22 protein-coding genes are annotated in these 13708 nt (G+C 41.2%); all 22 read left to right on the forward strand.

The genetic code is table 11. The features are described from left to right. The first annotated feature begins 158 nt into the window (after positions 1-158). The 22 genes from FJR73_RS01575 to rpsH all read left to right on the forward strand — a co-directional run bounded on the left by FJR73_RS01575 (position 159) and on the right by rpsH (position 13692). Positions 159-1712, forward strand: a complete 1554-nt coding sequence (locus FJR73_RS01575) for a damage-inducible protein CinA (protein WP_140832939.1) — start codon at positions 159-161, stop codon at positions 1710-1712. Between the two features lie 119 nt (positions 1713-1831). Continuing rightward, positions 1832-4039, forward strand: a complete 2208-nt coding sequence (gene nrdD / locus FJR73_RS01580; protein WP_181146572.1) for an anaerobic ribonucleoside-triphosphate reductase — start codon at positions 1832-1834, stop codon at positions 4037-4039. A gap of 11 nt (positions 4040-4050) precedes the next feature. After that, on the forward strand, positions 4051-4191 hold the full coding sequence (locus tag FJR73_RS01585) for a hypothetical protein (RefSeq protein ID WP_000521618.1): 141 nt from the start codon (positions 4051-4053) through the stop codon (positions 4189-4191). Positions 4192-4234: 43 nt separating this feature from the next. After that, positions 4235-4741, forward strand: a complete 507-nt coding sequence (locus FJR73_RS01590) for a GNAT family N-acetyltransferase (protein WP_140832943.1) — start codon at positions 4235-4237, stop codon at positions 4739-4741. Next, positions 4734-5324: an anaerobic ribonucleoside-triphosphate reductase activating protein gene (gene nrdG, locus FJR73_RS01595; RefSeq protein WP_140832945.1), complete on the forward strand. Its 591-nt coding sequence runs from the start codon at positions 4734-4736 to the stop codon at positions 5322-5324. The genes FJR73_RS01590 and nrdG overlap by 8 nt, the downstream gene beginning before the upstream one ends. After that, the gene (locus FJR73_RS01600) at positions 5321-5938 is read left to right on the forward strand and encodes a uridine kinase (RefSeq protein ID WP_140832947.1); all 618 of its coding nucleotides are present in this window, start codon (positions 5321-5323) and stop codon (positions 5936-5938) included. The genes nrdG and FJR73_RS01600 overlap by 4 nt, the downstream gene beginning before the upstream one ends. Before the next feature lie 253 nt (positions 5939-6191). Beyond that, positions 6192-6500, forward strand: a complete 309-nt coding sequence (gene rpsJ / locus FJR73_RS01605) for a 30S ribosomal protein S10 (RefSeq protein WP_001284513.1) — start codon at positions 6192-6194, stop codon at positions 6498-6500. A 216-nt stretch (positions 6501-6716) separates the two neighbouring features. Then, entirely contained in the window at positions 6717-7343 is a 627-nt protein-coding gene (gene rplC / locus FJR73_RS01610) for a 50S ribosomal protein L3 (protein WP_000160197.1), read from the forward strand. A gap of 24 nt (positions 7344-7367) precedes the next feature. After that, positions 7368-7991 (forward strand): 50S ribosomal protein L4, encoded by a 624-nt coding sequence (rplD, locus tag FJR73_RS01615; protein WP_140832949.1) that lies wholly within the window; start codon positions 7368-7370, stop codon positions 7989-7991. Then, positions 7991-8287 carry a 50S ribosomal protein L23 gene (locus FJR73_RS01620; protein WP_001055347.1) on the forward strand — a complete coding sequence of 99 codons (297 nt, stop codon included), beginning with the start codon at positions 7991-7993 and terminating at the stop codon, positions 8285-8287. The genes rplD and FJR73_RS01620 overlap by 1 nt, the downstream gene beginning before the upstream one ends. A gap of 17 nt (positions 8288-8304) precedes the next feature. Next, on the forward strand, positions 8305-9138 hold the full coding sequence (rplB, locus tag FJR73_RS01625) for a 50S ribosomal protein L2 (RefSeq protein ID WP_000512911.1): 834 nt from the start codon (positions 8305-8307) through the stop codon (positions 9136-9138). A gap of 103 nt (positions 9139-9241) precedes the next feature. Then, positions 9242-9523, forward strand: coding sequence for a 30S ribosomal protein S19 (gene rpsS / locus FJR73_RS01630; RefSeq protein WP_000533766.1), 282 nt, complete (start codon positions 9242-9244; stop codon positions 9521-9523). Positions 9524-9534: 11 nt separating this feature from the next. Then, positions 9535-9879: a 50S ribosomal protein L22 gene (gene rplV, locus FJR73_RS01635; protein ID WP_000818137.1), complete on the forward strand. Its 345-nt coding sequence runs from the start codon at positions 9535-9537 to the stop codon at positions 9877-9879. Positions 9880-9891: 12 nt separating this feature from the next. Next, positions 9892-10545 carry a 30S ribosomal protein S3 gene (rpsC, locus tag FJR73_RS01640; protein WP_140832951.1) on the forward strand — a complete coding sequence of 218 codons (654 nt, stop codon included), beginning with the start codon at positions 9892-9894 and terminating at the stop codon, positions 10543-10545. Between the two features lie 3 nt (positions 10546-10548). Next, positions 10549-10962, forward strand: a complete 414-nt coding sequence (rplP, locus tag FJR73_RS01645; protein WP_000960946.1) for a 50S ribosomal protein L16 — start codon at positions 10549-10551, stop codon at positions 10960-10962. Positions 10963-10971: 9 nt separating this feature from the next. Beyond that, positions 10972-11178, forward strand: coding sequence for a 50S ribosomal protein L29 (gene rpmC / locus FJR73_RS01650; RefSeq protein ID WP_000772918.1), 207 nt, complete (start codon positions 10972-10974; stop codon positions 11176-11178). A gap of 24 nt (positions 11179-11202) precedes the next feature. Beyond that, positions 11203-11463 carry a 30S ribosomal protein S17 gene (gene rpsQ / locus FJR73_RS01655; RefSeq protein WP_000440801.1) on the forward strand — a complete coding sequence of 87 codons (261 nt, stop codon included), beginning with the start codon at positions 11203-11205 and terminating at the stop codon, positions 11461-11463. A gap of 25 nt (positions 11464-11488) precedes the next feature. Beyond that, on the forward strand, positions 11489-11857 hold the full coding sequence (gene rplN / locus FJR73_RS01660) for a 50S ribosomal protein L14 (RefSeq protein WP_000616545.1): 369 nt from the start codon (positions 11489-11491) through the stop codon (positions 11855-11857). 77 nt (positions 11858-11934) lie between these two features. Further along, on the forward strand, positions 11935-12240 hold the full coding sequence (gene rplX / locus FJR73_RS01665) for a 50S ribosomal protein L24 (protein WP_000497691.1): 306 nt from the start codon (positions 11935-11937) through the stop codon (positions 12238-12240). A 23-nt stretch (positions 12241-12263) separates the two neighbouring features. Beyond that, positions 12264-12806, forward strand: coding sequence for a 50S ribosomal protein L5 (gene rplE / locus FJR73_RS01670; protein ID WP_000013542.1), 543 nt, complete (start codon positions 12264-12266; stop codon positions 12804-12806). 17 nt (positions 12807-12823) lie between these two features. Further along, positions 12824-13009, forward strand: a complete 186-nt coding sequence (locus FJR73_RS01675; RefSeq protein WP_001085697.1) for a type Z 30S ribosomal protein S14 — start codon at positions 12824-12826, stop codon at positions 13007-13009. 284 nt (positions 13010-13293) lie between these two features. Continuing rightward, positions 13294-13692: a 30S ribosomal protein S8 gene (gene rpsH, locus FJR73_RS01680; RefSeq protein WP_000245504.1), complete on the forward strand. Its 399-nt coding sequence runs from the start codon at positions 13294-13296 to the stop codon at positions 13690-13692. Positions 13693-13708 lie beyond the last annotated feature (16 nt).

Here is a 13708-nt window from a genome sequence, read left to right on the forward strand (position 1 = left end):
ATTATATCATGATATTTAAACAGACACATTTACATCGATTTCGAGAAATTGAAACCTTTGTGAAACTATGTAAAAAATCACTCAAACAGCCATCGCAAGCTGACAATTCTAGGTCTTTTTGATATACTAAGACAGATAAATTGAATAGGAGAAACGACATGGCTGTATATGGCAGAATCGAAGAAGTATCCGAAACGATACAGAGTAATGAAATTGAAAATAGACTGGATAGGAACCTTGAATCGAACCTGGAAAAAGAAGAGCGCCTAGCTTTCCCGTTTTTCAGCCTTATCATTGGAAGTACGATTGCGACGATTTTTTCTGTGGTACTTCCTTTACTTTTAGATATGGTAAGTCCCTCTCAGGCTCAGGACCTGTATATAGGCTGGGCATTGCATCAGGGAGGACAGCTTTATAGTAGCTATTATGCTAGTCAAGGCATTCTTTATTATTTACTACTTTACATTACCCAAGGAGGCATTCTTTTTGCCTTGGTAGAATGGCTAGCCCTCTTAGGAGGGGGTTATTTCCTTTTTTCTGCAACTGACTATCTGACAGGACAAAGGGATCAAGCTAAGCAACTCCTAACCATATTTTATCTTTTGGTATCTGGTCTTGGTTTTGGAGGAGGCTATGCTACGATTGTAGCTCTTCCATTCTTATTTGCAGGCTTTTCTTTAGTAGCGCGTTATCTATCAAATCCTAACCATGACAAGGGATTTCTACGTCTGGGGCTTTTCTTAGCTCTATCATTTTTCATAGAACCCCTAACTAGTCTTCTATTTATTGTAGCGATAACTGTAGGTTTATTGGTTTTTAATGTTGGACATGGACGCTTTATACATGGAATTTATCAATTTTTTGCGGCAGCACTTGGTTTTTCTCTCCTATTTTATCCTTTAGGCTACTATGTCATCATTTCAGGAGGTTTTGGAGAAGCTCTAGGGAGTCTTTTGTATCCGATTGATTCCCTTCAGGTCTTTGCGAATCCTAAACTAATGGATAATGTTGTATTCTATGGTTTGTTGACCTTTGGTTTAGGAGCTCTCTTCCTTGTTTTTCTCGGTTTGTTCCAGTCTAAAGCATCTAGATTATATGTCATCTCAGTACCAGCTAGCTTTGTTTTCTTATTTATACTAGCCTTGTTGCTTTTTTCTCAAGAACCTCTTCACGGTTCGCGTTTGATTCTAATTCTTCCATTTTTACTCCTTCTTTTGATAACTAGTATTCGTGGGGAACACTCGGGAAGAATAGCACGTCGTCGGAGAAGAGAGGAAGTTCCAACTTTATGGAAAAAATTTATGAAGGGAAAGATCTACCTACCGATTCTAGTAGTGGTTTATCTAATTGCAGTTCCTTTTGTAGCTCGTTTTGTCTTGCATCCAGCTTCGCATGAAGAACAACATCAAGTAGTAGATAGAGTCAAACAAGAGACGAGTGAGGGGGACCAAATCTATATCTGGGATTCTCATGTTCAGATCTATAAAGAAAGCCAGCGGTTGGCTGGATCCATGTTCCCATCGCCTCTTCTTTACACGAATACAGAAGAAAACAAAACTACCTTGATCAATGACTTGAAAGAAAAACAACCAAAGATGATTCTTGTGAATGACAAGGTGGCAGTCTGGTCTGAAGTAGAGACACTCTTAAAAGAAAATTACCAACAAGTAAAGACCGATTACTCAGAGTTTAAAGTCTATAAAATCAAATAACAAAATCAATATCTTGTGTATTTTTAAAAATTTTAGGATTTTTAACACAAGATATTGATTTTTCTTTTTAGAGTGGTATAATACATTTTAGAAAGAACATTTTAGAAAAGAGCATGCATATGATTGCACTAGAAGAAAAAATTACAATTTTGCCAACTCTCTTCGTCGAGAAACGAGATGGGAGACGTGTTGTATTTGATGTGGACAAGATTGACAAGGCTCTCCACAAGGCGGCAGACAAGGTTATGGATGTGACACCCTTGGTCGAAAAACGCCTCAATGCTCTGACCGAGCGAATTGTCACAGAAATTCATAGTCGTTTTCCACAGGGGGTTAAGATTTACGAAATTCAAAATATCGTAGAACATGAACTCCTTGAAGCCAAAGAATATGCGCTAGCTGAGGAGTATATTACTTATCGGACACAAAGGGATTTTGAGCGTTCAAAAGCGACGGATATCAACTTTAGTATTCACAAACTTCTCAACAAAGACCAGGCAGTTATCAATGAAAATGCTAATAAAGACAGTGATGTCTTTAACACTCAGCGTGATTTGACAGCAGGGATTGTTGGGAAATCAATCGGACTGCAAATGCTTCCTAAGCACGTAGCCAATGCCCACCAAAAAGGGGATATCCACTATCACGATTTGGACTACAGTCCCTATACCCCTATGACCAACTGCTGTTTGATTGATTTCAAGGGTATGTTGGAAAATGGTTTTAAGATTGGAAATGCAGAGGTAGAAAGTCCCAAGTCTATTCAGACTGCAACAGCTCAGATTTCGCAAATCATCGCCAACGTTGCTTCTAGCCAGTATGGGGGCTGTTCAGCTGACCGTATCGATGAGGTCTTGGCGCCTTACGCAGAGAAGAATTACCAAAAACACCTTAAGGATGCGGAAGAATGGGTTTTGCCTGAAAAACGGGAAGATTACGCTTGGAAGAAAACGCAAAAGGACATCTATGATGCCATGCAATCTCTCGAGTATGAAATCAATACTCTCTTCACCTCAAATGGACAAACACCTTTTACTTCACTAGGTTTTGGTCTGGGAACCAATCGTTTTGAGCGGGAAATTCAAAAAGCTATCTTGAACATCCGAATCAAGGGCCTTGGTTCAGAACATCGAACAGCCATCTTTCCAAAACTCATCTTTACGCTAAAAAGAGGCCTTAATTTGGAAGAAGGAACTCCAAACTATGACATCAAACAGTTGGCTCTTGAGTGTGCAACCAAACGAATGTATCCGGATGTCTTGTCCTACGATAAGATTGTCGAGTTGACTGGCTCTTTCAAGGTACCTATGGGCTGCCGTTCGTTCCTCCAAGGATGGAAGGATGAAAATGGTGTCGAGGTCAATTCAGGTCGCATGAATCTGGGTGTTGTGACGGTTAACCTGCCTCGTATTGCTCTTGAGTCTGAAGGTGATATGAATAAGTTCTGGGAAATCTTCAATGAGCGAATGAACATTGCGGAAGATGCTCTGGTTTATCGTGTCGAACGAACCAAGGAAGCAACACCAGCAAATGCTCCTATCCTGTATCAATACGGTGCTTTTGGCCATCGTCTAGGTAAAGAAGAAAGTGTTGACCAGCTCTTTAAGAATCGTCGTGCGACAGTTTCACTAGGCTATATCGGTTTGTACGAAGTAGCGACAGTTTTCTTTGGTAACAGCTGGGAAAGTAATCCAGATGCTAAGAAATTCACGCTAGATATCATTCGCGATATGAAACGCCGTGTAGAAGAGTGGTCTGACCAATATGGCTACCATTTCTCTATCTACTCAACACCGTCCGAAAGTTTGACAGACCGTTTTTGTAGACTAGATATAGACAAGTTCGGTTCTATTCCTGATATTACAGACAAGGAATACTACACCAACTCTTTCCACTACGATGTTCGTAAAAATCCAACACCGTTTGAAAAATTAGACTTTGAGAAAGTCTATCCAGAAGCAGGTGCGTCAGGTGGTTTCATCCATTATTGTGAGTATCCAGTCCTTCAGCAAAATCCTAAGGCTCTGGAAGCTGTCTGGGATTACGCTTATGATCGTGTGGGATATTTGGGAACCAATACTCCAATTGACCGTTGCTACAAGTGTGACTTTGAAGGGGATTTTGAACCAACTGAGAGAGGATTTGCTTGTCCAAACTGTGGCAATAGCGATCCTAAAACAGTAGATGTGGTCAAACGAACTTGTGGCTATTTAGGCAATCCTCAAGCGAGACCGATGGTCAATGGGCGTCACAAGGAAATCGCAGCGCGTGTCAAACATATGAATGGTTCAACTATTAAAATAGCTGGCCATCAAGTAACAAATTAGAAAGTAATGAAATGGGAAAATATCAATTAGACGATAAGGGGCGCGCACAAGTGACCCGTTATCACGAGAAACACTCTAAAGGTGGAGCTGGTAAGAAAGAACGTTTGCTCAACCTCAGAGAACAATTTTTAAATAAGAATAAGAAGAAATAAAAGTGAGAGTCAGCTCTCGCTTTTCTCTTAGTGGGAGGTAAGGATGGAATTACGCAGACCAAGATTAGCAGATAAAGAAACAGTTTTAGAGATGATGGCAGAGTTTGAAAAATATCAGTCGCCTCACGACGGTGGTTTCTGGGATACAAAAAATTTTTCTTATGAGGAATGGTTGGAAAGTAATCAGAATCAGGAAATGGGGATTAATTTGACTGAAGGATGGGTTCCCGCAATTCAGTTAGTAGCTTTTTCTGTGAAAGATAAAGCAATTGGATTTCTTAATCTCCGGTTGCGCCTCAGTAACTTTCTACTAGAAGAAGGTGGTCACATTGGCTACTCCATTCGTCCATCAGAAAGAGGCAAAGGTTATGCTAAAGAAACTCTCCGTCAGGGCTTGCAAGTTGCTAAAGAAAAGAACATCAAGAGAACTCTTGTGACCTGTAGCGTGAATAATCCTGCTAGCAGAGCAGTCATTCTAGCCAATGGTGGGCTCCTTGAGGATGTTCGTAATGGTGTGGAGCGTTATTGGATAGAGGTAGCGAATGAATAGTCCAAAACCACAAGAATGGAAAAGCGAGGAGCTCAGTCAAGGCCGTATCATAGACTACAAAGCCTTTAACTTTGTTGATGGCGAAGGAGTTCGCAATTCTCTCTATGTATCTGGCTGCATGTTTCATTGCGAGGGATGTTATAATGTTGCCACTTGGTCTTTTAATGCAGGCATTCCTTATACAGCAGAATTAGAAGAACAGATCATGGAAGATCTCGCTCAACCTTATGTTCAAGGCTTGACTTTATTAGGAGGAGAACCCTTCCTTAATACAGGAATCCTTTTGCCACTCGTGAAACGTATCCGGAAGGAATTGCCAGACAAAGATATCTGGTCATGGACCGGCTACACTTGGGAAGAAATGATGTTGGAAACTTCAGACAAACTGGAACTCTTGTCACTGATTGACATTCTTGTCGATGGAAGATATGACCGAACTAAGAGAAATCTCATGCTCCAGTTTCGAGGTTCGTCAAATCAACGCATCATCGATGTACAAAAATCGCTCCAAAGTGGACAAGTAGTGATTTGGGACAAACTCAATGACGGAAAAGAAAGCTATGAACAGGTGAAGAGAGAATGAAGAGAAAAGACTTAATAGACCAGTTTGTCTTAGAAATAGAAACAGGAAAAGTCAGGACACTGGGAATATACGGTCATGGGGCTTCGGGTAAATCAACCTTTGCACAGGAATTGTACCAAGCTTTAGATTCTACTACAGTGAATTTGCTAGAAACAGATCCTTATATCACCTCAGGACGCCATTTGGTAGTACCCAAGGACGCGCCGAATCAAAAGGTGACAGCTTGTCTGCCAGTGGCACATGAATTGGCGAGTTTACAGAGAGATATCCTGGCCTTACAGGCGGGTATGGATGTCTTAACGATTGAAGAACCTTGGAAGGCTAGTGAGGTCTTGTCAGGAGCCAAATCAATTCTGATTGTCGAAGGGATGTCTGTGGGCTTTTTACCTAAGGAACTCTTTGACAAAACCATCTGTTTTTACACGGATGAGGAGAGCGAATTAAAGCGACGCCTAGCTCGAGATACGACGGTGAGAAATCGCGATGCATCCTTTATATTGGCTAGCCATCAGATGAGACGGGAGCAGCATCTGCGATACTATAAAGAAACTGAGTCTAAGGCGGATATTTTAGTGGATCAATCAGAAGATAAATTTGAGGTCAAGAGGACTTGACTTGTATAGAAGAAAATCCCTAATTTTAGAAAGAAAAAATAGGAAAACAGTTTCATAGCAAAAAAACGAAAAAACAGCAACAAATCCCTTGCAATCGCAGGGGCTTTGTGTTATTCTATTATGGTGCTGTAAATTACAGCTTTAGCTTTGATGCAAGAGGTTGCGACACGCTCGGTTGCATTGCCACGCAACACCGCGTCGGTTTTCTTGTGGAGCTAGCCTATTATCTTAAATAGACGAAAAGGAGAAAAAGATGGCAAACAAAAAAATCCGTATCCGTTTGAAAGCTTACGAACACCGTACGCTTGACACAGCGGCTGCAAAAATCGTAGAATCAGCTACTCGTACAGGTGCACAAGTTGCGGGTCCAATCCCACTTCCAACTGAACGTAGTCTCTACACAATCATTCGTGCGACTCACAAATACAAAGACTCTCGCGAACAATTTGAAATGCGTACACACAAACGTTTGATCGATATCGTTAACCCAACTCAAAAAACAGTTGATGCTTTGATGAAATTGGATCTTCCAAGTGGTGTAAACGTAGAAATCAAACTTTAATCTAAAATATAAAAGAGCAGAGGCTGGTGTTTCAATCTAATTGAACACGGGCTAAACTCGGTGTGAAAAAGACAAACTTCCTAGTGTCTGCTAGACACTGCGTCAGTTTCCTATTTTCACTTTGAGTTTGACGCCCTTTGTATCTTAGACTTGAGCATAAAAAACGCTCGTTAAAAACTTTTTGAATAAAAAATATAGAAAAGGAACTATTTTCTCATGACAAAAGGAATCTTAGGGAAAAAAGTGGGAATGACTCAAATCTTCACTGAAGCTGGCGAATTGATCCCTGTAACAGTTATTGAAGCAACTCCAAACGTTGTTCTTCAAGTTAAAACTGTTGAAACAGACGGATACAACGCTATCCAAGTTGGTTTTGATGACAAACGCGAAGTATTGAGCAACAAACCTGCTAAAGGACATGTAGCGAAAGCTAACACGGCTCCTAAGCGCTTCATTCGTGAATTCAAAAACGTTGAAGGCTTGGAAGTTGGTGCTGAAATCACAGTTGAAACATTCGCAGCTGGAGACGTTGTTGACGTAACTGGTACCTCTAAAGGTAAAGGTTTCCAAGGTGTTATCAAACGCCACGGACAATCACGTGGACCAATGGCTCACGGTTCTCGTTACCACCGTCGTCCAGGTTCTATGGGACCTGTTGCACCTAACCGCGTATTCAAAGGTAAAAACCTTGCAGGACGTATGGGTGGCGACCGCGTGACAATTCAAAACCTTGAAGTTGTACAAGTTGTTCCAGAAAAGAACGTTATCCTTATCAAAGGTAACGTACCAGGTGCTAAGAAATCTCTTATCACTATCAAATCAGCAGTTAAAGCTGGTAAATAATAAAGAAAGGGGAAATCAGTCACAATGGCAAACGTAACATTATTTGACCAAACTGGTAAAGAAGCTGGCCAAGTTGTTCTTAACGATGCAGTATTTGGTATCGAACCAAATGAATCAGTTGTGTTTGATGTGATCATCAGCCAACGCGCAAGCCTTCGTCAAGGAACACACGCTGTTAAAAACCGCTCTGCAGTATCAGGTGGTGGACGCAAACCATGGCGTCAAAAAGGAACTGGACGTGCTCGTCAAGGTTCTATCCGCTCACCACAATGGCGTGGTGGTGGTGTTGTCTTCGGACCAACTCCACGTAGCTATGCGTACAAACTTCCTCAAAAAGTTCGTCGCCTTGCGCTTAAATCTGTTTACTCAGAAAAAGTTGCTGAAAACAAATTTGTAGCCGTTGATTCTCTTGAATTTACAGCTCCAAAAACTGCTGAATTTGCAAAAGTTCTTGCAGCTTTGAGCATCGATTCTAAAGTCCTTGTTATTCTTGAAGAAGGAAACGAATTCGCAGCTCTTTCAGCTCGTAACCTTCCAAACGTGAAAGTTGCGACTGCTACAACTGCAAGTGTTCTTGACATCGCAAATAGTGACAAACTTCTTGTTACTCAAGCAGCTATCTCTAAAATCGAGGAGGTTCTTGCATAATGAATTTGTATGATGTTATCAAAAAACCTGTTATCACTGAAAGCTCAATGGCTCAACTTGAAGCAGGGAAATATGTATTTGAAGTTGACACTCGTGCACACAAACTTTTGATCAAGCAAGCTGTTGAAGCTGCTTTCGAAGGTGTTAAAGTTGCAAATGTTAACACAATCAACGTAAAACCAAAAGCTAAACGTGTTGGACGTTACACTGGTTTTACTAACAAAACTAAAAAAGCTATCATCACACTTACAGCTGATTCTAAAGCAATCGAGTTGTTTGCTGCTGAAGCTGAATAATCTAAGGAGGAAATATCGTGGGAATTCGTGTTTATAAACCAACAACAAACGGTCGCCGTAATATGACTTCTTTGGATTTCGCTGAAATCACAACAAGCACTCCTGAAAAATCATTGCTTGTTGCATTGAAGAGCAAGGCTGGTCGTAACAACAACGGTCGTATCACAGTTCGTCACCAAGGTGGTGGACACAAACGTTTCTACCGTTTGGTTGACTTCAAACGTAACAAAGACAACGTTGAAGCAGTTGTTAAAACAATCGAGTACGATCCAAACCGTTCTGCAAACATCGCTCTTGTACACTACACTGACGGTGTGAAAGCATACATCATCGCTCCAAAAGGTCTTGAAGTAGGTCAACGTATCGTTTCAGGTCCAGAAGCAGATATCAAAGTCGGAAACGCTCTTCCACTTGCTAACATCCCAGTTGGTACTTTGATCCACAACATCGAGTTGAAACCAGGTCGTGGTGGTGAATTGGTACGTGCTGCTGGTGCATCTGCTCAAGTATTGGGTTCTGAAGGTAAATACGTTCTTGTTCGTCTTCAATCAGGTGAAGTTCGTATGATTCTTGGAACTTGCCGCGCTACAGTTGGTGTTGTCGGAAACGAACAACATGGACTTGTAAACCTTGGTAAAGCAGGACGTAGCCGTTGGAAAGGTATCCGCCCAACAGTTCGTGGTTCTGTAATGAACCCTAACGATCACCCACACGGTGGTGGTGAAGGTAAAGCACCAGTTGGTCGTAAAGCACCATCTACTCCATGGGGCAAACCTGCTCTTGGTCTTAAAACTCGTAACAAGAAAGCGAAATCTGACAAACTTATCGTTCGTCGTCGCAACGAGAAATAATATTAAACTAGTCGCTTAAGCAACTAGTAAATCCGCCAGCTCGGTAGCGCTCCATAGGAGCGCAAGCCGCTGTGGTACAACATTTAAAGGAGAAAATATAAAAATGGGACGCAGTCTTAAAAAAGGACCTTTCGTCGATGAGCATTTGATGAAAAAAGTTGAAGCTCAAGCTAACGACGAAAAGAAAAAAGTTATTAAAACTTGGTCACGTCGTTCAACGATCTTCCCAAGTTTCATTGGTTACACTATCGCAGTTTATGACGGACGTAAACACGTACCTGTTTACATCCAAGAAGACATGGTAGGTCACAAACTTGGTGAATTTGCACCAACTCGTACTTACAAAGGTCACGCTGCAGACGACAAGAAAACACGTAGAAAATAAGGAGAACATAAATGGCAGAAATTACTTCAGCTAAAGCAATGGCTCGTACAGTACGTGTTTCACCTCGTAAATCACGTCTTGTTCTTGATAACATCCGTGGTAAAAGCGTAGCCGATGCAATCGCAATTTTGACATTCACTCCAAACAAAGCTGCTGAAATCATCTTGAAAGTTTTGAACTCAGCTGTAGCTAACGCTGAAAACAACTTTGGTTTGGATAAAGCTAACTTGGTAGTATCTGAAGCATTCGCAAACGAAGGACCAACTATGAAACGTTTCCGTCCACGTGCGAAAGGTTCAGCTTCACCAATCAACAAACGTACAGCTCACATCACTGTAGCTGTTGCAGAAAAATAAGGAGGTAAAATCGTGGGTCAAAAAGTACATCCAATTGGTATGCGTGTCGGCATCATCCGTGATTGGGATGCCAAATGGTATGCTGAAAAAGAATACGCGGATTACCTTCATGAAGATCTTGCAATCCGTAAATTCGTTCAAAAAGAACTTGCTGACGCAGCAGTTTCAACTATCGAAATCGAACGCGCAGTAAACAAAGTTAACGTTTCACTTCACACTGCTAAACCAGGTATGGTTATCGGTAAAGGTGGTGCTAACGTTGATGCACTCCGTGCGAAACTTAACAAATTGACTGGAAAACAAGTACACATCAACATCATCGAAATCAAACACCCTGATTTGGATGCTCACCTTGTAGGTGAAGGAATTGCTCGTCAATTGGAGCAACGTGTTGCTTTCCGTCGTGCACAAAAACAAGCAATCCAACGTGCAATGCGTGCTGGAGCTAAAGGAATCAAAACTCAAGTATCAGGTCGTTTGAACGGTGCAGATATCGCCCGTGCTGAAGGATACTCTGAGGGAACTGTTCCACTTCACACACTTCGTGCAGATATCGATTACGCTTGGGAAGAAGCAGATACTACATACGGTAAACTTGGTGTTAAAGTATGGATCTACCGTGGTGAAGTTCTTCCAGCTCGCAAAAACACTAAAGGAGGTAAATAACCAATGTTAGTACCTAAACGTGTTAAACACCGTCGTGAATTCCGTGGAAAAATGCGCGGTGAAGCAAAAGGTGGAAAAGAAGTAGCATTCGGTGAATACGGTCTTCAAGCTACAACTAGCCACTGGATCACTAACCGCCAAATCGAAGCTGCTCGTATCGCCATGACTCGTTACATGAAACGTGGTGGTAAAGTTTGGATTAAAATCTTCCCACACAAATCATACACTGCTAAAGCTATCGGTGTGCGTATGGGATCTGGTAAAGGGGCACCTGAAGGTTGGGTAGCACCAGTTAAACGTGGTAAAGTGATGTTCGAAATCGCTGGTGTATCTGAAGAGATTGCACGCGAAGCACTTCGTCTTGCTAGCCATAAATTGCCAGTTAAATGTAAATTCGTAAAACGTGAAGCAGAATAAGGAGAAGGCATGAAACTTAATGAAGTAAAAGAATTTGTTAAAGAACTTCGTGGTCTTTCTCAAGAAGAACTCGCGAAGCGCGAAAACGAATTGAAAAAAGAATTGTTTGAACTTCGTTTCCAAGCTGCTACTGGTCAATTAGAACAAACAGCTCGCTTGAAAGAAGTTAAAAAACAAATCGCTCGTATCAAAACAGTTCAATCTGAAGCGAAATAATAGACTAGGGAAGGAGAAATTTCAATGGAACGCAATAATCGTAAAGTTCTTGTTGGACGTGTTGTATCTGACAAAATGGACAAGACAATCACAGTTGTAGTTGAAACAAAACGTAACCACCCAGTCTATGGTAAACGTATTAACTACTCTAAAAAATACAAAGCTCATGATGAAAACAATGTTGCCAAAGAAGGCGATATCGTACGTATCATGGAAACTCGTCCGCTTTCAGCTACAAAACGTTTCCGTCTTGTAGAAGTTGTTGAAGAAGCGGTCATCATCTAATCAAACCTGAAAGGAGAAAACTGAAATGATTCAAACAGAAACTCGTTTGAAAGTCGCAGACAACAGCGGTGCTCGCGAAATCTTGACTATCAAAGTTCTTGGTGGTTCAGGACGTAAATTTGCAAACATCGGTGATGTTATCGTGGCATCTGTAAAACAAGCTACTCCTGGTGGTGCGGTTAAAAAAGGTGACGTTGTTAAAGCAGTTATCGTTCGTACTAAATCAGGTGCTCGTCGTGCTGATGGTTCATACATCAAATTTGACGAAAACGCAGCAGTTATCATCCGTGAAGACAAAACTCCTCGCGGAACACGTATCTTTGGCCCAGTTGCACGTGAATTGCGTGAAGGTGGCTTCATGAAGATCGTGTCACTTGCTCCAGAAGTACTTTAATTTTTAGAAACAAACTAGTCCCCTAGCTTCAAGCTAGGGTGCCCTTATGGGCGTAAGAAAAATCAAGGAGAAACCTAATGTTTGTAAAAAAAGGCGACAAAGTTCGCGTAATCGCTGGTAAAGATAAGGGAACAGAAGCTGTTGTCCTTACTGCCCTTCCAAAAGTAAACAAAGTTATCGTTGAAGGTGTTAACATCGTTAAGAAACACCAACGTCCAACTAACGAGCTTCCTCAAGGTGGTATCATCGAGAAAGAAGCAGCTATCCACGTATCAAACGTTCAAGTTTTGGACAAAAATGGTGTAGCTGGCCGTGTTGGTTACAAATTTGTAGACGGTAAAAAAGTTCGCTACAACAAAAAATCAGGCGAAGTGCTTGATTAATCACGAAGGAAAGGAGAAGTATAATGGCAAATCGTTTAAAAGAAAAATATCTTAATGAAGTAGTTCCTGCTTTGACAGAACAATTCAACTACTCATCAGTGATGGCTGTGCCTAAAGTAGATAAGATCGTTTTGAACATGGGTGTTGGTGAAGCTGTATCAAACGCTAAAAGCCTTGAAAAAGCTGCTGAAGAATTGGCACTTATCTCAGGTCAAAAACCACTTATCACTAAAGCTAAAAAATCAATCGCCGGCTTCCGTCTTCGTGAAGGTGTTGCGATCGGTGCAAAAGTTACCCTTCGTGGTGAACGTATGTACGAATTCTTGGATAAATTGGTTTCAGTTTCACTTCCACGTGTACGTGACTTCCACGGTGTTCCAACAAAATCATTTGATGGACGCGGAAACTACACACTTGGTGTGAAAGAACAATTGATCTTCCCAGAAATCAACTTCGATGACGTTGACAAAACTCGTGGTCTTGACATCGTTATCGTAACAACTGCTAACACTGACGAAGAGTCACGTGCATTGCTTACAGGCCTTGGAATGCCTTTTGCAAAATAATATAGGAGGTAAATCTAATGGCTAAAAAATCAATGATTGCTAAGAACAAACGTCCAGCGAAGTTCTCTACTCAAGCTTATACTCGTTGTGAAAAATGTGGTCGTCCACATTCAGTTTACCGCAAATTTAAACTTTGCCGTGTTTGCTTCCGTGAATTAGCTTACAAAGGACAAATCCCTGGTGTAACAAAAGCATCTTGGTAATTTAAGATATCAAGGGCGTCAAAACTCCAAGTGAAAATAGGAAACTTGACGAAGAAACTGAAGTTTCTAGGAAAGTTTATCTTTTTCACACAGAGTTTAGCCCGGGTTCAGTTGGGGTTTCCAATTTGAACACGAGCTACAGCTTTGGCAAAAAAGACCAATTTGCTTTGGAGCATCGCTCCTGCATCAAATTGCCTATTTTTGCTCGTGCTGTTACGCTCTTTGTATCATGTATTAACTAGCAAGTGCAACTTGCAAACTACTAGTAAGAGGAGAAAAACAAAATGGTTATGACTGACCCAATCGCAGACTTCCTAACTCGTATTCGTAACGCTAACCAAGCTAAACACGAAGTACTTGAAGTACCTGCATCAAACATCAAAAAAGGGATTGCTGAAATCCTTAAACGCGAAGGTTTTGTAAAAAACGTTGAAATCATCGAAGATGACAAACAAGGCATCATCCGTGTATTCCTTAAATACGGACCAAACGGTGAAAAAGTTATCACTAACTTGAAACGTGTTTCTAAACCAGGACTTCGTGTCTACAAAAAACGTGAAGACCTTCCAAAAGTTCTTAACGGACTTGGAATTGCTATCCTTTCAACTTCTGAAGGTTTGCTTACTGATAAAGAAGCACGCCAAAAGAATGTTGGTGGGGAAGTTATCGCTTACGTTTGGTAAAATCAAGATACAAAGC

This window comes from Streptococcus sp. D2, from assembly GCF_006385825.1.
Classification (GTDB): domain Bacteria; phylum Bacillota; class Bacilli; order Lactobacillales; family Streptococcaceae; genus Streptococcus; species Streptococcus shenyangsis.